Origin of the sequence: Kitasatospora sp. NPDC059571 (assembly GCF_042735675.1) — a bacterium.
Lineage (GTDB): Bacteria > Actinomycetota > Actinomycetes > Streptomycetales > Streptomycetaceae > Kitasatospora.
This window is the reverse complement of the sequence record NZ_JBHWBW010000104.1, coordinates 1-19,540: the sequence shown is the minus strand read 5'-3', so window position 1 is coordinate 19,540 and position 19,540 is coordinate 1. Positions and strand designations below refer to the sequence as shown.

16 protein-coding genes and 1 tRNA gene are annotated in these 19,540 nt (G+C 71.8%); 9 read left to right on the top strand and 8 right to left on the bottom strand.

Annotation, left to right across the window (positions count from 1 at the left end):
• Positions 1–101: 101 nt before the first annotated feature.
• Entirely contained in the window at positions 102–929 is an 828-nt protein-coding gene (locus ACFV0G_RS14875) for a DUF5324 family protein (RefSeq protein ID WP_380546601.1), read from the bottom strand.
• 157 nt (positions 930–1,086) lie between these two features.
• Here ACFV0G_RS14875 and ACFV0G_RS14870 point away from each other — a divergent pair, with 157 nt between their 5' ends.
• Positions 1,087–1,611 (top strand): peptidylprolyl isomerase, encoded by a 525-nt coding sequence (locus ACFV0G_RS14870; protein ID WP_380546599.1) that lies wholly within the window; start codon positions 1,087–1,089, stop codon positions 1,609–1,611.
• 85 nt (positions 1,612–1,696) lie between these two features.
• Complete coding sequence (locus ACFV0G_RS14865) at positions 1,697–2,584, top strand: rhomboid family intramembrane serine protease (RefSeq protein WP_380546603.1); 888 nt, start codon at positions 1,697–1,699, stop codon at positions 2,582–2,584.
• Between the two features lie 298 nt (positions 2,585–2,882).
• Here ACFV0G_RS14865 and crgA read toward each other — a convergent pair whose 3' ends face one another.
• Positions 2,883–3,131, bottom strand: coding sequence for a cell division protein CrgA (crgA, locus tag ACFV0G_RS14860; protein ID WP_380546597.1), 249 nt, complete (start codon positions 3,129–3,131; stop codon positions 2,883–2,885).
• 152 nt (positions 3,132–3,283) lie between these two features.
• Between crgA and ACFV0G_RS14855 the strand changes: the two genes are divergently transcribed.
• The 5 genes from ACFV0G_RS14855 to ACFV0G_RS14835 all read left to right on the top strand — a co-directional run bounded on the left by ACFV0G_RS14855 (position 3,284) and on the right by ACFV0G_RS14835 (position 6,801).
• Positions 3,284–4,054: a DUF881 domain-containing protein gene (locus tag ACFV0G_RS14855; RefSeq protein WP_380546595.1), complete on the top strand. Its 771-nt coding sequence runs from the start codon at positions 3,284–3,286 to the stop codon at positions 4,052–4,054.
• A gap of 83 nt (positions 4,055–4,137) precedes the next feature.
• Positions 4,138–4,308: a hypothetical protein gene (locus ACFV0G_RS14850; protein WP_380546593.1), complete on the top strand. Its 171-nt coding sequence runs from the start codon at positions 4,138–4,140 to the stop codon at positions 4,306–4,308.
• A 69-nt stretch (positions 4,309–4,377) separates the two neighbouring features.
• Positions 4,378–5,040, top strand: coding sequence for an aminodeoxychorismate/anthranilate synthase component II (locus tag ACFV0G_RS14845; RefSeq protein ID WP_380546591.1), 663 nt, complete (start codon positions 4,378–4,380; stop codon positions 5,038–5,040).
• A gap of 4 nt (positions 5,041–5,044) precedes the next feature.
• A complete protein-coding gene (locus ACFV0G_RS14840) occupies positions 5,045–6,043 on the top strand; it encodes a class E sortase (RefSeq protein WP_380546589.1) in 999 nt (332 codons plus the stop codon).
• 38 nt (positions 6,044–6,081) lie between these two features.
• On the top strand, positions 6,082–6,801 hold the full coding sequence (locus ACFV0G_RS14835) for a class E sortase (protein WP_380546587.1): 720 nt from the start codon (positions 6,082–6,084) through the stop codon (positions 6,799–6,801).
• Between the two features lie 282 nt (positions 6,802–7,083).
• Here the strand turns inward: ACFV0G_RS14835 and pknB are convergent, their stop codons facing one another.
• The 6 genes from pknB to ACFV0G_RS14805 all read right to left on the bottom strand — a co-directional run bounded on the left by pknB (position 7,084) and on the right by ACFV0G_RS14805 (position 15,465).
• Complete coding sequence (pknB, locus tag ACFV0G_RS14830) at positions 7,084–9,123, bottom strand: Stk1 family PASTA domain-containing Ser/Thr kinase (protein ID WP_380546584.1); 2,040 nt, start codon at positions 9,121–9,123, stop codon at positions 7,084–7,086.
• Positions 9,124–9,388: 265 nt separating this feature from the next.
• On the bottom strand, positions 9,389–10,846 hold the full coding sequence (locus ACFV0G_RS14825; RefSeq protein WP_380546582.1) for a peptidoglycan D,D-transpeptidase FtsI family protein: 1,458 nt from the start codon (positions 10,844–10,846) through the stop codon (positions 9,389–9,391).
• 11 nt (positions 10,847–10,857) lie between these two features.
• Positions 10,858–12,300 carry an FtsW/RodA/SpoVE family cell cycle protein gene (locus ACFV0G_RS14820; RefSeq protein WP_380546580.1) on the bottom strand — a complete coding sequence of 481 codons (1,443 nt, stop codon included), beginning with the start codon at positions 12,298–12,300 and terminating at the stop codon, positions 10,858–10,860.
• Positions 12,301–12,346: 46 nt separating this feature from the next.
• Positions 12,347–13,963, bottom strand: a complete 1,617-nt coding sequence (locus ACFV0G_RS14815) for a PP2C family protein-serine/threonine phosphatase (RefSeq protein ID WP_380546578.1) — start codon at positions 13,961–13,963, stop codon at positions 12,347–12,349.
• 122 nt (positions 13,964–14,085) lie between these two features.
• Positions 14,086–14,598 (bottom strand): FHA domain-containing protein, encoded by a 513-nt coding sequence (locus ACFV0G_RS14810; protein ID WP_380546576.1) that lies wholly within the window; start codon positions 14,596–14,598, stop codon positions 14,086–14,088.
• A 12-nt stretch (positions 14,599–14,610) separates the two neighbouring features.
• Positions 14,611–15,465, bottom strand: coding sequence for an FhaA domain-containing protein (locus tag ACFV0G_RS14805; RefSeq protein WP_380546574.1), 855 nt, complete (start codon positions 15,463–15,465; stop codon positions 14,611–14,613).
• A 421-nt stretch (positions 15,466–15,886) separates the two neighbouring features.
• On the opposite strand from ACFV0G_RS14805, the gene ACFV0G_RS14800 reads away from it, so the two are divergent.
• Together ACFV0G_RS14800 and ACFV0G_RS14795 are read left to right on the top strand one after the other, a co-directional pair.
• Positions 15,887–15,970: transfer RNA gene (locus ACFV0G_RS14800), tRNA-Leu, on the top strand.
• 460 nt (positions 15,971–16,430) lie between these two features.
• Positions 16,431–19,376 carry a protease pro-enzyme activation domain-containing protein gene (locus tag ACFV0G_RS14795; RefSeq protein ID WP_380546572.1) on the top strand — a complete coding sequence of 982 codons (2,946 nt, stop codon included), beginning with the start codon at positions 16,431–16,433 and terminating at the stop codon, positions 19,374–19,376.
• Positions 19,377–19,540 lie beyond the last annotated feature (164 nt).

Here is a 19,540-nt window from a genome sequence, read left to right as displayed (position 1 = left end):
TCACATTGAACCCCATAAAAATAAAAATAAACCACACCACCGATCCGGCCGATATCTTCATACCCCACGCCCCCCCGATCGTCGTTCCGGCCCGGTACCGGTCAGTGCGGCTTGCGCGGGTCGTGCGGCTTGGGCCGCTCGGTGTCCGGCTTGGACGGGGTCGGCGGGGCCGGCTTGGGCGTCGGCTCGGAGTCGCCGCCCGCCTGGTCGTGCGGAGCCGATCCGTTGACCGGCGCGGTGGCGGCGGGAGCGGGCGCGGACTGGCCGGGGTTGCCGCCGGCCGGCGCCGGCGGCTCGACCAGCCACTCCGGGTTGCTCTGCTTGCGCCACCACTGCCAGGCGAACACGCCGGCGCCGATGGCGACCGTGCCGGCCACCGCGAGGCCGGTGGCCCAGCCGCTGCGGTTCTCCTTCTTGATGTTCTTGGCGGCGAGCTCGCTGATCTCCGCCGAGGTCACGTGGCCCTGCAGCGCGGTCAGCGCGGCGGCGCTGCGCATCTGCGCCTCCTGGGCGGCCGGCACCACCGCGGCCCTCGCCCCGGAGATCTTGGGCCCCACGGTGACCCGGGCGGACTCGGCGGCCCGCTCGGCGGAGTGCTTGGCGGACAGCGCGGCCTCCTGGGCGCGGTGCACGGCCTTCAGGGTGGCCTCCTGCGCGGTGGGCGGCAGGGCGGCGAAGGCGTGCTCCAGCTGGGGCGCGACGCGCTTGTCGTACTGGATCCGGGCGGCCTGGGCGGCCGTCACGGCCCCGGCGCGGGCCTGGGCGCCGGCGGCGGCGGCCTTCGGCCCGATGGCCTCGATGGTGGGGCCCAGCCGGTTCCTGGCGTCGTCGGCGTACTGCAGTGCGGCCTTCTTGGCGGTGGCGGCATAGGGCGCCACGGTGTCCATGGTCCAGCCGGCGTTTTCTCGGGCTGAGTCCGAACGGGTCACTGGCTTCTCCTCCTCGGCGGCGTCCGTTATGCACATTTCCACCTGTTTGGAGATCATGCATCCCGTTGTCCCCCCGGGCACGCCGGACTGCGCCGTCCGGCGCCGTGCGTGGGATGATTCCCGCTGTCGAAAGAGACCGGAAAGAGGAGGGCACCTCGTGGCCCAGGACCTGACCGCCACCCTGAGGACCGATCACGGCGACATCGTGGTCAGGCTCTTCCCGAACCACGCCCCGAAGACCGTGGCGAACTTCGTGGAACTGGCCGAGGGCACCCGCGAGTGGACCGACCCGAAGACCGGCGAGAAGCAGGCGAAGCCCCTGTACGACGGCACCGTCTTCCACCGGGTGATCAGTGGCTTCATGATCCAGGGCGGTGACCCGCTCGGCAACGGGACGGGTGGCCCGGGCTACCGGTTCGCCGACGAGTTCCACCCCGACCTGGCCTTCACCAAGCCGTACCTGCTCGCGATGGCCAACGCGGGGCCGGGCACCAACGGGTCGCAGTTCTTCATCACGGTCGAGGCGACCGCCTGGCTGACCCGCAAGCACACCATCTTCGGCGAGGTGGCCGACGCCGCCAGCCAGGGCGTGGTGGACAAGATCGCGGCCGTGGCCACCGGCGAGGCCGACCGCCCGCTGCAGGACGTCGTGATCGAGTCGGTCGAGATCACCCGCGCCTGACCGCGGCGCAGTAGCCTGGACGGTCCCGGTGGCCCCCCGCGACGGGGCGGACACCGGGATCCGTCGTGTGAGGAAGGGACCCCGGATGCTGCCGGACGAGCCCGTACGTCCGCAGCCGGAGGGCACGGCACAGCTGCCGGGCTGCTACCGGCACCCCGACCGGGAGACCGGGATCGGCTGTGCGCGCTGCGGCCGGCCGATCTGCCCGGAGTGCATGGTGAGCGCCGCGGTGGGCTTCCACTGCCCGGAGTGCGTGCGCGGCGGGGCGGCCGAGGAGCGGTCGGTCAGGACGCGGTTCGGGGGGCTGCCCGCCGGGGACGGCGCGCTGGTCACCAAGATCCTGATCGGGATCAACCTCGCGGTCTTCCTGCTGACCGAGTACCTGAGCCCGGCGTGGGGGGTGCGGCTGGCGCTGCTGAGCGGCACCCAGCTGGGCGGCTTCCCGGTGCGGTACGGCGTGGCCTCCGGCCCCGACGAGTGGTACCGGCTGGTCACCGCGGTGTTCGTGCACTCGGGGCCGTTCCACATCCTGATGAACATGGTGTCGCTCTGGGTCCTCGGACCGCAGTTGGAGCGGGTGCTGGGCCGGGTGCGCTACCTGGCGCTGTACCTGGTGTCCGGGGTGGCCGGGAACGCCTTCGCGTACCTGATCGGCGGCGGCTCGGTGTACTCGGTGGGCGCGTCCGGTGCGATCTTCGGGCTGCTCGGGGCGACCGCGGTGCTCTTCCGGGCGACCAGGACGCCGCTGGGGCCGGTGGTGGCCCTGCTGGTGTTCAACCTGGTCATCACGTTCTCGGTGGCGGCGATCGACTGGCGGGCGCACGTCGGGGGCCTGGTGGCCGGTGCGGTCACGGCCTGGGGGCTGATGTACGCCCCGCGGGCGCGGCGCAATCTGGTGCAGGGGCTGACGGTGGCCGGGGTGCTGGGCGCTGCGGTGCTGATGGTGGTCGTGGAGACGGCCCGGCTCGGCTGATCCGGCGGCTCCCGGGGGACTGTTCGGTTGCGTTGTCCACAGTGCGCGCCGGGTTGTGCACAGCGGGTGCGGCCGGTGGCCTGCGAATGGTCGGTCTACGCGCGTCTCGCTGCGGAATGTTGAATTCCGGAAGAATCGGCGGGCGCTCGGGGCGGGAATGCCGCGGCATGTTATCCACAGGCTGGGGATGGTTTTCCCCAGTGTGGATAACCGTGTGGATAAACCTACGAGCGGTTCGTCCGGGACACCGAAACGCCGCCCCGGACCTGCCCGGGGCGGCGTCGGCGGGACGGAACGGCTACTTCCACTGCGTGGAGACGCCGAAGCCCGCCGCGATGAAGCCGAAACCGGCCAGAATGTTCCAGTTGCCCCAGCTGTGGACCGGCCAGTCGCCACTCGTCACGTAGTAGGTGACGATCCACACCAGGCCGATCAGGAAGAACGCCAGCATCAGCGGAGCCACCCAGCTCCGGCCGGAGCTGATCTTCACGGCGGTGGTGGCCGGAGGCGTGTAGTCGGCCTTCTTGCGGACTCGAGACTTCGGCACGAGAGGTTCTCCTGTCGATGCGCTGTGACCGCGCGGTGTGCAGCGGGGCGGGCGGGTTGTGGGGGCCGGTCCGTGATGAAGCACTGCTCCGCACATGCCACCGGCGTCCGTTAGCGTAGTGGCTCGCCGGGTCTGAAGGAGATAAGGGTACGGTGCCGAATTCCACGATTCCCCCGCTCCCGGGCTCGCCGCGGCCGCGCCGCACCCGAATTGTCGGACGTGCCCTGACCTGCACGGTTTTCACGCTGGCCGGACTGCTCTTCTACGTGAGCGCCCGCACGGCCCACGGCACCGACCTGCGCACCGACGCCTCGCTGCTGCGGCTCGGCGACGTCATACAGCAGCGCTCCACCCAGAACCAGCAGATCCAGGCGCAGATCGGCGCCCTCCAGGACCGCGTCGAGGGCCTCGCGCAGCAGCAGGGCCGGACCCCGTCCGACGCCGCCCGGCTCGGTGCCCTGCAGCAGTCGGCCGGCCTGGAGCCGCTGCGCGGCCCGGGTCTCACGGTCACCCTCAACGACGCCCCGCCGAACGCCACCGCGCGGATCCCCGGCGTGCCCGAGCCCGGCGTCAACGACCTGGTCATCCACCAGCAGGACGTCCAGGCCGTGGTGAACGCCCTGTGGCGGGGCGGCGCCGAGGGCGTCCAGGTGATGGACCAGCGGCTGATCGCGACCAGCGCCGTCCGCTGCGTCGGCAACACCCTGCTCCTCCAGGGCCGGGTGTACTCGCCGCCGTACGTGATCAGGGCGGTCGGCCGCACCGATGCGCTGCGCTCGGCGGTGGACGCCGACCCGGCGATCCGCAACTACCTGCAGTACGTCGCCGCCTACGGGCTCGGCTGGAAGGTCCAGGAGAACCAGGACCTCGCCGTGCCGGCCTACGCCGGATCGGTGGACCTGAACGCCGCCGACGGCGGCTGAGGCCGTCCAAGGGGCCGATTCGCGCCGTACCGGGGCGGCCCGGCGTCTAGTCTGGTCTCCGGCCTTGAAACCCGAGGAGCACCATGTACGGCTGGATCTGGCGGCATCTGCCGGGGAACACCCTGGTCCGCGCGGTCATCGCGCTGCTGCTGGTCCTCGGGGCGGTCTTCGTCCTCTTCACCTACGTCTTCCCGTGGGCCGAGCCGCTGATGCCGTTCAGCGACGTCACCGTGGACAACGGCGGCGCCGGCTGACCCCGGCGGGTGCCGCCCGCCGCCGTCCGGTCCGAACTCAGCCCGACCCGCACTCCAGGAGTAGCACCCATGAGCTCCGCCACCGGTTCGCCCCGGATCCTCGTGGTCGACAACTACGACAGCTTCGTCTTCAACCTCGTCCAGTACCTCTACCAGCTGGGCGCCACCTGCGAGGTGGTGCGCAACGACGAGGTGACGGTCGGGCACGCGGTCCGCCGTGCCGGGGACGAGGGCTTCGACGGGGTGCTGCTCTCCCCCGGCCCCGGCACGCCCGAGGAGGCCGGGGTCTGCGTGGAGATGGTCCACCACTGCGCCGCGGCCGGGCTGCCGGTGTTCGGGGTCTGCCTCGGCCTGCAGTCCATCGCGGTCGCCTACGGCGCCGTGGTCGACCGCGCACCGGAGCTGCTGCACGGCAAGACCTCGCTGGTCGAGCACGAGGACGGCGGGGTCTTCGAGGGCCTGCCCTCGCCGCTGACCGCCACCCGGTACCACTCGCTGGCGGTGGAGCCGGGCACCGTCCCCGCCGAGCTGGTGGTCACCGCGCAGACCGAGAGCGGCGTCATCATGGGCCTGCGCCACCGTGAGCTCCTCGTGGAGGGCGTGCAGTTCCACCCCGAGTCGGTGCTCACCGAGGGCGGCCACCGGATGCTGGCCAACTGGCTCGCCGAGTGCGGCTTCCCCGAGGCGGTCGGGCGCTCCAGAGGGCTCGCCCCGGTGATCGGGCGGAGCTGACCGGATGACCGCGGTACGCCCGGAGGGGGGCGCGCAGCCGGGCCGGGGGGCGGACGACTGGGGTGTGTACCAGCCGGCTCCCCCGACGGGGCCCGCGGAGGACCGGCCGGAGGCCGCCGTGCAGGCGCCGCAGCCGGTGCTCGACGACCGGACGGTGCAGTTGCGGGTGGTGCCCGAGCAGGCGCCGGCGCCGGCCGGTGCAGAGCCGCAGGCCGCGCCGGGCGGCCGGGCCGAGCGCCGCAGGGCCGGCGGGCTGGGCGCCCCCGGCACCGGCAGGCGCCGGGCGGCCGGCCGCCAGGCAGCGCCGCTGCCGAGGCCCAGGGAGCGCCGCCGGGTGGTGGTCGCGCGGACGGTAGGCGAGGTGTTCATCACCCTCGGCCTGGTGATGCTGCTCTTCGTCGCCTACCAGCTGTGGTGGACCAACGTGCAGGCCGACGCCTCGGCGGACGCCGCGGGCCACCGGCTGGAGCAGCAGTGGAGCACCCCGCAGCCGTCGGGTGCGGCCACCCCGCCGGCCGGCGCCTTCGAGCCCGGCCAGGGCTTCGCGCTGCTGTACATCCCCCGGCTGGGCCTCAAGTACCCGGTCGCCGAGGGCACCGGCAAGCAGCAGGTGCTCGACAAGGGCCTGGTCGGCCACTACACCGGCACGGCGATGCCGGCCGACCGGGCGGGCAACTTCGCCGTCGCCGCGCACCGGACGACGCACGGTCAGCCGTTCCGGAAGATCGGCCAGTTGAAGCCGGGTGACACGATCGTGGTGGAGACCGCCACCACGTACTACACGTACCAGGTCGCCGGAGGCATCCCGGAGACGCCGCCGGGCAACGTCGGGGTCATCCAGGCGGTCCCCAAGGGCTCGCCGTTCACCCAACCGGGTCGTTACATCACACTGACGACGTGCACACCCGAGTTCAGTGCCCGGGGAAGGCTGATCGTCTTTGGCAGGATGGTCGACGAACGGCCGAGGAGCCAGGGCAAGCCCGCTGCGCTCACCGGCCAGTAGGTCCGAGGGGGGCCAGTCGCGCGGCGGAAGGCACCCCCGTGAGTCCTGTCGACAGCCCCGCCCCCGGCGGCCGGGTCCGGACGGCGGCCGCGGTGGCCGGCGAACTGATGATCACACTCGGGGTGCTGGTCGCCCTGTTCGCGGTCTACTCGCTCTGGTGGACGGACCTCGTCGCCGACCGGGCCGCCGACCGCACCGCGGCCGGGCTGCGCGGCAGCTGGTCCGCCCCGCCGCAGCCCGCCGGCGGGCACGTCCGGCCGGCCTCCGACGCGGTCGGCTTCCTGCACGTGCCGGCGATGGGCGCCGACTACCAGGTGGTGATCCGCCGCGGCACCGGCCCCGAGGTGCTGGACACCGGCGTCGCCGGCCTCTACCAGGCGCCCTACCCCTCGGCCATGCCCTGGGACCCGGTCGGCAACGTCACCCTGGCCGCGCACCGCGACGGCCACGGCGCCAGGTTCCACGACCTCGACCGGCTGGCGGTGGGCGATCCGGTCGTCATCGAGACCGCCGACCACTGGTACGTCTACCGCGTCGACGGGGTGCTGCCCCGGACGACCCCGGACGACGTCGGCGTGGTCGCGCCGGTGCCCCGGGGTTCTCCGTACACCGGCCCCGGCCGGTACATCACGCTCACCACCTGCACCCCCGCCTACACCTCGCTCTACCGGATGGCGGTCTGGGGCAGCCTCGCCAGGGTCGTGCCGATGGACGCGCGGCGAACCCCTCCGCAGGAGCTCGCCGCCCGGCCGGGGTGAGGCCCCGTCGGGGGCGTCCGCGACTGTGCACAGCCTGTGGATAACTCCTCGCGCCCGGTGCTGCGGGCCGGTCGGGCACGGGCCGCCTGACGTGCCGTTGGGCCGGACGGGTGGCTGACTGACCGCCTGGGGACAACCCTGTGCACAGCGGTCCGGAACGGCGGAAGGGGGGGGGGGGGGGGGGGGCAGGCCGCCCGGCGGGGCCCAACCCGGGGCCCCGGGGGGCGCCCGGCGGGCCGGGGCCGGCGGGGCCGCCCCCGATACCGTACTGCTCTGCCGGACTCAGTTGCCGGACGGGTCACCCGGCCCGGCGGGCCTGGTGGTGATGGTCACCGAGGTGCCGGCGTCCACCTGGGTACCGGCCCCGGGCGTGACGTTGACCACGATCGCCTTCGGGTCGGCCGGGCCGATCGGGGTGTAGCCGAGGCCGAGCTTGGTCAGCTGGTTGATCGCGTCCTTCAGCGTCAGGTTCAGCAGCGGCGGGACGGTGACCTTGTCGGCGAGCTTGCCGACCGTGATGGTGACCGTGCCGCCCTTCTTGAGCTGGCCGCCGGTCGGGCTCTGCTTCAGCACGACGTCGACCTGCGCCGGGTCGACGACCACCTGGGTCAGCACCTGCGGGTTGAGCTGGGCGTCGCTGATGGCCTGCAGGGCGTCGCCCTTGGGCTTGCCGACCACGCTGGGCACGACGCTCTTGCCGGTGCCGCCGGAGACCACCAGGGTGATCTTCGAGCCGGCCGGGGCCTTGCCGGTCGGCGAGTACGAGATGACCTTGTTCTGGTCGACGGTGTCGTCGTTCCTGGTCTGCGTCTCGACCGTGAAACCGGCCTGCTGGAGCTGGGCGGTGGCGGAGTCGGCGGACTGGCCGGAGACGTCCGGGATGTCGGTCTCCACCGGGCCGGACGACAGGTGCACCTTGATGACGGTGGTCTCGTCGATCTTGTTGCCGGCGGCCGGGTCCTGGGTGCAGACCTGGTCCTTCTGGATCTTGGCGTCCGGGCAGGCGACCGGGTCGGCGGCCTGGACGCTCAGCTTGGGGTTCTGCTGCTTCGCCTTGGTCTGGGCGTCGGCGATGCTCAGGCCCACCAGGTTCGGCGAGGTGGTCTGGCTGGTGCCGCTGCCGCCGCTGAGCATGGCCTGCACCACGAAGAAGGCGCCGACCAGCACCAGGACGGCCGCCACAGCGAGCACGATCCAGGAGGTGTTGCTCTTCTTCGGCTGGTTGGCGCGGCGCCGGCCGCCCTCGTAGCCGTCACCGTCGTCGTAGCCGCCGCCACCGCCGTTGCCGCCGTAGCCCTCCTGCGGGTAGCCGTAGCCCGACTGCGGGGAGCCGACCGGCGGCATCATCGTGGTCGGGCCGGCCGAGCCCTGCTGCGGCAGCAGGTTGGTCTGCCCGTACGGGTCGTACTGGGCGCCGCCCTGGTCGTAGCCGTAGCCGGCGCCCATGCCGTACGCGGCCGCCTGCTGGGCGGCGGCGACCGGCAGGCCGTCGAGGAAGCGCTCGATGTCGTCGCGCATCTCGTCCGCGCTCTGGTAGCGGTAGTCCCGCTCCTTGGCGAGGGCCTTCAGCACGATCGCGTCGATCTCGGGGCGGACCTCGGGGTCGAACGCGGACGGCGGCTGGGCCTCCTCGCGGACGTGCTGATACGCCACCGCCACCGGCGAGTCGCCGACGAACGGCGGGCGCACGGTCAGCAGTTCGTACAGCAGGCAGCCGGTGGAGTACAGGTCGGAGCGGGCGTCCACGGTCTCGCCCTTGGCCTGCTCCGGGGAGAGGTACTGGGCGGTGCCGATGACGGCCGAGGTCTGCGTCATCGTCATGCCGGCGTCGCCCATCGCACGGGCGATGCCGAAGTCCATGACCTTGACGTTGCCCTGCCGGGTCAGCATCACGTTGGCGGGCTTGATGTCGCGGTGGACGATGCCCGCCCGGTGCGAGTACTCGAGCGCCTGGAGGATGCCGATGGTCATCTCCAGCGCGCGCTCGGGCAGCAGCCGCCGCCCGGAGTGCAGCAGCTCGCGCAGCGTCGAGCCCTCGACGTACTCCATCACGATGTACGGGATGGAGATGCCGTCGATGTAGTCCTCGCCGGTGTCGTACACGGCGACGATGGCGGGGTGGTTCAGCGACGCCGCGGACTGCGCCTCGCGGCGGAAGCGGGCCTGGAACGAGGGGTCGCGGGCCATGTCGGCGCGGAGCGTCTTCACGGCGACCGTGCGGCCGAGCCGGGTGTCATGGGCCAGGTAGACCTCGGCCATGCCGCCGCGTCCGAGGACGCCGCCGAGCTCGTACCTGCCGCCGAGGCGACGAGGCTCTTCCATAGTTCCGACCCTCTCCCTCACCGGACGGTGAGGATGTGACGTAGGTGTCCCCGCACGCTCTGTGTGACGCTCTCCCGGCCGCCCCCGGTTCTGGCGGGGGCCGGTGCCGCGGTCGGACCGCGGCCGGGCCGCGGGTACACCCGCTGCTGGCGGATACGCTACCGGGCGAACCTGAGGCAGCCCGAACAGCCTGCCAGCTGAGACCAGACCGGTATGCACCGGAACGGCCCTGCTGTGACCAATCACGCAGGACGGTCACCCGGCGCTACCCCTTGACCACCGCCTCCATGATTCGCTTGGCGATCGGCGCGGCGATCGATCCGCCGCTGATCTCGCTGCTCTCGGCGGCGCCGTCCTCGACCACGACCGCGACCGCGACCTGCTTGTCGCCGGCCTTGGCGTAGGACATGAACCAGGCGAACGGCAGTCCGCTGTTGTCCTGGCCGTGCTGGGCGGTACCGGTCTTGCCGCCGACCGTCGCGCCGTCGATCTGCGCCTTCTGGCCGGTTCCGTTCTGCACCACCGACTCCATGAGCTGCTGGAGCTTGGCGGCGGTGGTGGGGGAGACGGCCTGGCTCAGCTGCTTCTCGGAGTGCTTGGAGACCACGGCCAGGTTGCCCGCCTGCTCCTGGTCGACCAGGTAGGGCTGCATCAGGCTGCCGTTGTTGGCGATCGCCGCGGCGACCATGGCCATCTGCAGCGGGGTGGCCCGGGTGTCGTGCTGGCCGATGGCGTCCATCGCGGTGCCGTCCGGCGTGGAGTTCTTCGGGAAGACGCTCGTCGACGGCCGGATCGGGATGTCCACCTGGGAGTTGTTGAAGCCGAACTTCTCGGCCTGGGCGCGGAGCTTGTCCTTGCCCAGGTCGGCGCCGATCTTGCCGAACACGGTGTTGCAGGAGAAGTCCATGCCGACCAGCAGCGTGGCGTCGGTGCAGGGCTCGGTCTCCGAGGCGTTCTTCAGCTCGGTCTTGGTACCCGGCAGCACGTACGGGTTCGGGGTCTGCGTCTTGTCGCCGGGATTCTGGAACATCCCGGTCTCGAAGGCGGCGGCCGCGGTGATCAGCTTGAAGGTCGAGCCCGGGGGATAGGTCTCGCGCAGCGCCCGGTTGAGCATCGGCTTGTTCGGGTCGGCCTCGAGGGCCTGCTTGGCGTTCGAGTCGGCCTGGGTGCTGCCGGAGAACGTGCCCGGGTCGTAGGACGGGGTGGAGACCAGGGCGAGGATCGCACCGGTCCTGGGGTCGATCGCGACCGCCGCGCCCTTCTTGTTGCCGAGACCCTCGAAGGCGGCCTTCTGGGCCTTGGCGCTGATGGTGGTGACGACGTTGCCGCCCTTCTTGTCGCCGCCCGTCAGCATGTCCAGGGTGTTGCGGAAGAAGAGCCGCGAGTCGGTGCCGGCCAGGATGCCGTCCTCCAGGGACTCCAGCTGGCTCGTCCCGAAGGCCTGCGAGGAGAAGCCGGTGACCGGGGCGTACATGGGGCCGTCGATCCAGCTGCGCTTGTACTTGTAGCGCAGGCCGTTGACGAAGTCGGAGCTGGTGACCGGCTGGCCGCCGACGATGATGTTGCCGCGCGGGTAGGCGTAGCGGTCGTACTTGTTGCGGTCGTTGTGCTGGTTGGTGGCCCAGGCGTGCGCCTGGACGCCCTGCACCCAGTTGGTGCGCACCAGCAGGGCGAGGACGAGGACCAGGCAGAAGATCGAGACCCGGCGGATGGGCTTGTTCACGTGCGGACTCCCTATCGGGCCGGGGCCGGGGCCGGCGCGGTGGTCGGTTCGGCGTCGAGGGCCGGGCGGCGGGCGCTGTCGCTGATCTTCAGCAGGATGGCGATCAGGCCCCAGTTGGCGACCACCGACGAACCGCCCTGTGCGAGGAACGGCATCGTCATACCGGTCAGCGGGATGAGGCCGGTGACGCCGCCGGCGACCACGAAGACCTGCAGCGCGAAGGCGGACGAGAGGCCGACCGCGAGCAGCTTGCCGAACGGGTCGCGGGCCGCGACCGCGGTGCGCAGACCGCGCTGGACGATCAGGCCGTAGATCAGGAAGAGCGCCATCATGCCGGTGAGGCCGAGCTCCTCGCCGAACGAGCCGAGGATGAAGTCGCTCTTGGCGGCGAACTGGATCAGCCACGAGCGGCCCTGGCCGAGGCCCGTGCCGGTGACGCCGCCGGAGCCGAAGGCCATCAGGGTCTGGCCGATCTGCTCGCTGGACTGCGCCGGCGGGTGCGGGCTGAACGCGGCCATCGGGTCGAGCCAGGCGTTGATGCGGGTCTTGACGTGCGGCTCGGCCATGGCGACCACGGTGGCGCCGCCGATCGACATGACCAGGCCGAAGACGATCCAGCTGGTCCGCTCGGTGGCGACGTAGAGCATCACCACGAAGAGGCCGAAGAACAGGAAGGAGGAGCCGAGGTCGGTCTCGAAGATGAGGATCAGGATCGACAGCAGCCAGACCACGATGATCGGGCCGAGGTCGCGGCCGCGCGGCAGGTACAGCCCCATGAAGCGGCGGCTGGCCAGTGCCAGGGCGTCCCGCTTGACCATCAGGTAGCCGGCGAAGAACACCGTCAGGATGATCTTGGCGAACTCGCCGGGCTGGATGGAGAAGCTGCCGATGTGGATCCAGATCTTGGCGCCGAAGTCGCCGGCCCGGGCCGGGAAGAAGGCCGGGGCGGCGAGCAGGACGAGGGCCACCGCCATGGAGATGTAGGTGTAGCGCTGGAGGATCCGGTGGTCCTTCAGCAGCACCATGACGCCGATGAAGAACGCGATGCCCAGGCCCGACCACATCAGCTGGTTGGCGGCCGCCGGGTAGTTGCTGGCGAGCAGCTTGCCGGCCTTGTCCAGCCGCCAGATCATCACCAGGCCGAGCCCGTTGAGCAGGGTGGCCAGGGGTAGCAGCAGCGGGTCCGCGTAGGGCGCGTAGCGCCGCATCAGCAGGTGCGCGACCACGGCCAGGGCGCCCATGCCCAGCCCGTAGGCGAGCATTCCGGCGGGCAGCGTGCCGTCCATGGCCAGGCCGACGTTGGCGTAGGCGAAGACGGGCAGCAGCACCGCGAACGCGAGCATGGCCAGCTCGGTGTTGCGCCGGTTGGGCGCGTTCTGCGGCGTGATGGTGGTGTTGGCGCGCCGGGCGCTGCGTTCGGTGGGGCTGCTGTTGCTCAGGTCAAAGGTGCTCACGTGTAGGCCGCTCCCCGACGGCTGAGTCCCCTGGCGGGGGTCGGTGCTACTTGGCCGGGCAGGAGGCCGCCAGCTGCTTCTCCTGCTCGGTGAGTTCGGGCGTGGTGCCGGGGTTCCCGGTGCTCAGGGTGCCGGTCGTCGGGCTGCGGGTGGGGGTGGGGGTGGCGGTGCCCTCGGTGCGGACGGCCGCCGTGGTCAGGGTGGTCGCGGTCGCGGTCGGGGACGGTGTGGCGCTCGCCCCCGGGGTCGCCCCCGGCTGCGGTGTGGCCGTCCCGCCGGGCGTGGCGCCCTGGGAGACCTTCTTGCAGACGGCGGCCTGGGCGCTCAGGGTGCGGACCTGGTCGCGGGCGTCCGCCAGGCTCTTGGCCTGGATGGTCTTGCTCACCTGCGTCCGCTGGTAGTCCGGCAGGAACTTGAGTTCGACGTCGGCGTGCTTCTCGTACACCGAGGACAGGCTCAGGCCGGCCAGGCTCTGGTTGAGCCCGCGGTAGACCGCGACGCCGTCGCCGTCCGCGCCGACGTAGTACTGGTCCTGCGTCCAGCGCCAGCCGAGGTACCCGCCGCCGCCCAGCAGTCCGAGGACGACCAGCGCGGTGAGGGTGACCTTGAGCCCGCGGCCCTTCTTGCGGCGCCGCGAGCGGCCGCCCTCCTCGTAGCCGTCGTAGGCCTGCTCGTCGGCCGGGCCGAAGGAGCCGTGCGGCTCGCCGTAGCCCTCCTGGTAGCCGTCGGCGTAGCCCTCCGCCGGGCCGAAGCCCGGGGCGGTGTCGTAGCCGTCGGCGGGGCCGAAGGCGCCCTGCGGGGCCTGCGGGCGCCCCAGGCCGGCCGCGCGGCCGGCCGGGGTGTTCAGCAGGCCGGGGTCGCCGTGGTGCGGCGGCGCGTCGGCGACGGCGCCGACCACCACCGGGATGTCGGCGGCCTGGCCGCTGAGGGTGTCGCTGGCGCCGACGTCGATGACGTCCGCGACGATGCAGGTGATGTTGTCCGGGCCGCCGCCGCGCAGCGCCAGCTGGATCAGCTCCTGGACGGTCTGCTGCGGGGCGTAGTAGCTCCCGAGCGTCTCCTCCAGGGTCTGGTGGCTGACCGGGCCGGACAGGCCGTCGGAGCAGATCAGGTAGCGGTCGCCGGCCCGGACCTCGCGGATCGACAGGTCGGGCTCGACCTGGCCGCGGCCGTCCAGCGCGCGCATCAGCAGCGAGCGCTGCGGGTGGGTCTCGGCCTCCTCGGGCGTGATCCGGCCCTCGTCGACCAGGCGCTGCACCCAGGTGTGGTCCTGGGTGATCTGGGTCAGCGAGCCGTCCCGCAGCAGGTAGGCGCGGGAGTCGCCGATGTGCACCATGCCCATCCGCTGGCCGGTCCACAGCATCGCGGTGAGGGTGCAGCCCATGCCCTCCAGCTGCGGGTCCTCCTCGACCATCTGCCGCAGCCGGTCGTTGGCGCCCTGGACGGCGTCGCCGAGCAGGGTCAGCAGGTCGGCGCCGGGGATGTCCTCGTCGAGGCGGACGATCGAGCCGAGCACCTCCGAGGAGGCGACCTCGCCGGCCGCCGCGCCGCCCATGCCGTCGGCGACGGCGAGCAGCCGGGGACCGGCGTAGCCGGAGTCCTCGTTCCCCTCCCGGATCAGGCCCTTGTGCGAGCCGGCGGCGAAGCGCAGCACGAGGCTCATGCGGTCGCCGCCTCCTTCCCGGCCTGCTCGGTGGGGACCATGCCGCGGGCGCGCACGGCAGCGGCAGCGCGGTGCCCGCGCTCCCGGCTGGTCTTGGACGGGGTGGTGTCCCTCATGCGCCGCTACTTCCGCAGTTCGATGACGGTCCGGCCGATTCGGATCGGCATGCCCGGCTGGAGCGGCATCGGCGCGGTGAGCCGCTGCCGGTCCAGATAGGTGCCGTTGGTGGAGCCTAGATCCTCCACCGTCCACTGCCCAGTCTGATCCGGGTAGATCCTGGCGTGACGGGAGGACGCGTAGTCGTCGTCCAGCACGATGGTCGAGTCGTGCGCGCGGCCCAGCGTGATCGTCTGCCCCTGCAGGGCGACGGTGGTGCCGGCCAGCGAGCCCTGCACCACGACCAGGTGGGTCGGGGCACCGCGGCGCTGGCGGGGCTGCGGCGGCGCGGCGGACCCGCCCTGCTGCGGCGGGCGCCCGCCGGACGCCGTGGCCGCGGGGGCGGCCCGGCGCGAGCTGCGCGGGTTCACCTTCGTGCCGAAGAGATCGCTGCGGATGACCTGCACAGCGACGATCACGAACAGCCACAGCACGGCAAGGAAGCCCAGCCGCATGACCGTCAGGGTCAGTTCTGACATGAGTGGCCCGCTCTACCCTTCGACCTGTCGGTAGACGATGGTGGTGGACCCGAGGACGATTCGGGAGCCGTCGCGGAGCGTAGCGCGCTGCGTGTGCTGCCCGTCCACCACGATGCCGTTGGTGGACCCGAGGTCGAGCACCATCGGGGGCGTCCCGGGCCTGATCTCGGCGTGCTTGCGCGACACCCCGGGGTCGTCGATCCGGATGTCCGCCTCGGTCGACCGGCCCAGCACGCAGGCGTTGCCGGTGATCTGGTGGCGGGTGCCGTTGACCTCGATCCAGCGCCGGGTGTTCGCCCCGCTGTGGCCCGCGCCCGGGAACGGGCGGACGTTGCCGCCGACCGCCGGCGGGTTCGCGGGCATCGCGGGCGGCGCCGCGGGCTGCGGCGGTGCGTTGTACGCCCCCGCGCCCGGCTGCTGCCACGGTGCGCCCGGCGCGGGCGTGGTCGGCCGGCGCTCGTAGCCGGGCGCGGCCGGCTGCTGGGCCGGCTCCTCGCCGGCCAGCGTGCGCGAGCGCACCCGGTACAGGCCGGTGTCGAGCTCGTCGGCCTGCTCCAGGGTGACGTTCAGCGGGCCCATGAAGCTGTAGCGCTGCGCGTCGGCGTACTCGCGGACCATCCCGGCGAGCTCCGTGCCCAGCTGCCCGGCGTACGGGCTGAGGCGCTCGTAGTCGTGCGGGCTGAGCTCCACGATGAAGTCGTTCGGGACGACCGTGCGGTCGCGGTTCCAGATGGTGGCGTTGTTGTCGCACTCGCGCTGGAGCGCGCCGGCGATCTCCACCGGTTGGACCTCGGACTTGAACACCTTGGCGAAGGTGCCGTTCACGAGACCCTCGAGCCGCTGCTCGAACTTCTTCAGGACTCCCACGGGGCACCCCCTTCCAGGGCGTCGGCCGGGCCGCGCTCGCGGGCCGGGTTGCGGTTTTCCGTACTGATCGTATCCACGTCGGGCCCATCCGTACGGTTCCCCGTGGACGTGGTCCCGGGGCGTGAGACCCGGCACACGGCCCGTCCGGGCCGGGTCCGGGTACGGAGGGTGCCGAGCGGGCGGCAAGCGAGGGCTACCCGCACCGGGCCCTCCGTACCCCTCGGTCACCCGTTCACCGCCCCGCCGGAGAGCGGGTCCGCCGGGTGGCAGGAGAACGGATTCGGAGGTAGCCCGGAGGCCGTGCTAATGTTTTCCACGTCGGAAGGGGCGCCCGAGAGGGAGCCGGACGGAAGACCGAGCGAGATACGGTAAGGTTCTCGTCAGGTCGGAAGAGCGGCAAGCATCTTACGACAGCACCCATGCGCGGGTGGCGGAATAGGCAGACGCGCTGGATTCAGGTTCCAGTGCCCGAAAGGGCGTGGGGGTTCAACTCCCCCCTCGCGCACAGCGAAGCCCCGCAGATCTTCGGATCTGCGGGGCTTTCTCGTGTCCGCACATCTGCGGGCCGACGGCCCCTCTCCTTGGCCCCGGTGTTGTCGGGCGTCCGCCAAGGTCTCCGACTGATAACGGCAGGCGCCCCCGAACCGATTCTGTCGTGGGCTGCTGATAAAACATCTTCTGGAAATTCCGTTCGACGGATCGCGGAAATGTCCGATTTGGTCCTGCTGGTGCCAACTCGGGGGTCTCCACGGGGGGTTGTACACGGGGGTTGGGCCGGAGATTCGCCGCTGCGCGGCTGACCAGGCCTCTTTCTTTGTAGTCGTGGAGACGCGCGTCGTTCTGTCCGGAATTCCACCCATATCCGCAGCATTGTCATCCCAAGGAGATCGCGGATGCTCGACCCGTCGGGTCCGATCCGGACGCCACGTACCAGGGGGATAGGACGCGGGACCACTCTCGCCGTCGTGACCGCAGCCCTGGTCGCGGGTGCCGGTCTGCCCACCATCGCGACCGCGCAGGCCGAGTCGATCGCGCCCAAGCGCCTCGGCTCCGCCCCCGTCGTGCCGAAGGGAGCGGTGAAGACCGCCGCCCCGGCCGACAGCACCCAGCTCGACCTCAGCGTCACCCTGCAGCCGAAGGACCAGGCCGCGCTCTCGACCTTCGTCGGAGCGGTCTCCAACCCGTCCTCCCCGCTGTACAAGCACTACCTGAACACCGGTGAGTTCGGTCAGCGCTTCGGTGCCGACCCGGCCACCGTGGCGAGCGTCCGTGCGGCGCTCACCGCGGCCGGCCTGCACCCGGGCGAGGTGGGCGCCAACGGCCTCACCATCCCGGTCAGGGCCACCGTCGCCGAGGCGAAGAAGGCGTTCAGCACCGACTTCGCCGGCTACAAGCTGGCGGACGGCTCGGCCGCCTACGCCAACACCCAGGCCCCGGCCGTCCGCGGCGACCTGGCCGGCAAGATCGCCGGCGTGGTCGGCCTGGACACCACCGCGACCTACAAGCCGCACTCCGTGGTGAAGCCGAAGGCGACGTTCAGCGCCGCGGTCAACGGTTCCGAGCAGGCGCGCAACATCGGGGCCAGCCCCGCACTGTGCAGCACCTGGAAGAACATCATGACCGGCGCCGGCTACACCGACGGCACGGACTACTACAGCTCGGGCGAGCTGGCCAAGGCCTACGAGCTCAACGGCCTGGCCGACGGCGCCTCCGGCTCCACGGTCGCCGTGCTCTCGCTGGAGAACTACGACTCCAACGCGGTCTCCGCGTACCAGTCGTGCAACGGCACCAAGGCCTCGGTCTCCAACATCCCGGTCGGCAGCTTCGTACCCGGCGCGCCGAACGTGGATGCCGGCGAGGGCGGCGAGACCGCGCTCGACGTCGAGACGATCGCCTCGCTGGCGCCCGGCTCGTCGATCCTGGTCTACCAGGGCGCCAACACCGGCCAGGGTGTCATCGACACGTACCAGAAGATCGTCAACGACAACCGTGCCAAGGTCGTCTCGATCAGCTGGGGCCGCTGCGAGGCCGAGCGCGACTCGGGCCGCGAGGCCACCATGAACGTGATCCTCCAGCAGGCGGCGGCCCAGGGCCAGTCCGTGCTGGCGGCATCCGGTGACGCCGGCTCGACCGACTGCCGCGGCTCCGGCCTCGGCAACGACACCCTGCTCAACACCGACAGCCCGGCCTCGCAGCCGTACGCGACCGGTGTCGGCGGCACCTCCCACTCGGGTCTGGGCGCCGTCTCGGCGGGCTCCATCTCGGTGTGGAACAACGGCTACGGCTTCGGCGGTGGCGGTGGCGGCGTCGACACCCGCTGGGCGCTGAACGACGCGGACTTCGCCTGGAACAAGAACAAGGCGACCGAGTACAGCAACCTCTGCGGTGCCGTCTCCGGCCAGACCTGCCGCCAGGTCCCGGACGTCTCCGCGCTGGCCGACCCGGACCACGGCTACCTGGTCTTCACCGACGTGTCCAACGGCTCCGTGCACGGTGCGGTCATCGGCGGCACCAGCGGCGCCGCCCCGCTGTGGGCCGCGCTGATCGCCGACGCCAACGCCTCGACCGCCTGCGCGGCCAACGGCCCGCTCGGTTACCTGAACCCGGCGCTGCACGCGCTGGCGGGCAACACGTCGGTCTTCAACGACGTCACCTCGGGCACCAACGACGTCGCCTCCGTGGGCCACTACTCGGCCGCCTCGGGCTACGACCTGGCCTCCGGCCTCGGTTCGCCCAAGGGCAAGTCGATGATCGCCGCGCTCTGCAAGGCGCTGCCCTCGCAGCCGGCCGGCACCTTCAACCCGGTGTCGCCCAGCCGCGTGCTGGACACCCGCAACGGCACCGGCGCCCCGACCGGCAAGGTCGCCTCGCGCGGCACGCTGCCCCTGCAGGTCACCGGCCGCGGCGGGGTGCCGGCGTCCAACGTGACCTCGGTCGTCCTGAACGTCACCGTGACCGGCGCCAACGGCGCCGGCTACCTGACCGCCTGGCCGTCCGGCAAGGCGCAGCCCGACTCGTCCAACCTGAACTGGACCGCCGGCCGCGACGTGCCGAACCTGGTCACCGTTCCGGTGGGCGCCGACGGCAAGGTCAACCTGTTCAACGGCTCCTGGAACACCTCGGTGGACCTGGTGGCGGACGTCTTCGGCTACTACTCGGCCGACAGCAACGGCTCCACGCTGACCCCGGCCGGCCCGACCCGTCTGCTGGACACCCGCAACGGCACCGGCCTGCCCGGCAACGTCGCGGCCAAGCTCGGCTCGAAGCAGACCATGAGCCTGGCGATCCCGGGCAGCGGCGTCACCGCGGTCGTGCTCAACACCACCGTGACCAAGACCAACGACCCGGGCTACCTGACGGTCTTCCCGTCGGGCCAGGCCAAGCCGGCCTCGTCCAACCTGAACTGGGTCAAGGGCCAGACGGTCCCGAACCTGGTGATCGTCCCGGTCGGCGCCGACGGCAAGGTCAGCTTCTACAACAACGCCGCCTCGCCGATCGACCTGCTGGCGGACGTGTTCGGCTACTTCACCACGGACGCCTCCGGCGGCAAGTTCCACAACGCCGGTCCGAAGCGCCTGATGGACACCCGCAGCGGCCTGGGCGCTCCCGCCCCGGCGGCCCTGGGCAACAGCCAGATCGTCCACCTGTCGCTCAACGACGGCGGCGCGCTCTCCGGCGCCACCTCGGTCGTGCTGAACGTCACGGTCACCGGCACCACCGCCGCCGGCTACCTGAACGCCTGGCCCGGCTACACCACCCGCCCGCTGTCCTCGAACCTGAACTGGGACGCTCCGGGCCAGACCATCGCCAACCTCGTGACCGTTCCGGTCCAGAACGGCGCGGTCGACCTCGCGGTCAACACCTCGGCCCACGTCATCGTGGACCTGTTCGGCTACTACAGCGCGAACTGACCGCAGGATCCGCTGAAGGCGGCGCCCCCCCCCACCCGGGGGCGGGGCCCCCTGGCCGACCCGGCGTTCCCCCCGGTCCCCCCCCCCCCCCCGTTGCGGCCCCCGGGCCCCGGCCTCGCGGGGCACGACGGCGATCGCCAGCGCCGAGTCGAGGGCCACCGGAC

Excerpts from the sequence above, each read along its gene's own strand:
- ACFV0G_RS14865 (WP_380546603.1), top strand. The coding sequence starts at position 1,697 with ATGCTGCCGGACGAGCCCGTACGTCCGCAGCCGGAGGGCACGGCACAG.
- ACFV0G_RS14850 (WP_380546593.1), top strand. The coding sequence starts at position 4,138 with ATGTACGGCTGGATCTGGCGGCATCTGCCGGGGAACACCCTGGTCCGC.
- ACFV0G_RS14845 (WP_380546591.1), top strand. The coding sequence starts at position 4,378 with ATGAGCTCCGCCACCGGTTCGCCCCGGATCCTCGTGGTCGACAACTAC.
- ACFV0G_RS14840 (WP_380546589.1), top strand. The coding sequence starts at position 5,045 with ATGACCGCGGTACGCCCGGAGGGGGGCGCGCAGCCGGGCCGGGGGGCG.
- pknB (WP_380546584.1), bottom strand. The coding sequence starts at position 9,123 with ATGGAAGAGCCTCGTCGCCTCGGCGGCAGGTACGAGCTCGGCGGCGTC.
- ACFV0G_RS14815 (WP_380546578.1), bottom strand. The coding sequence starts at position 13,963 with ATGAGCCTCGTGCTGCGCTTCGCCGCCGGCTCGCACAAGGGCCTGATC.
- ACFV0G_RS14810 (WP_380546576.1), bottom strand. The coding sequence starts at position 14,598 with ATGTCAGAACTGACCCTGACGGTCATGCGGCTGGGCTTCCTTGCCGTG.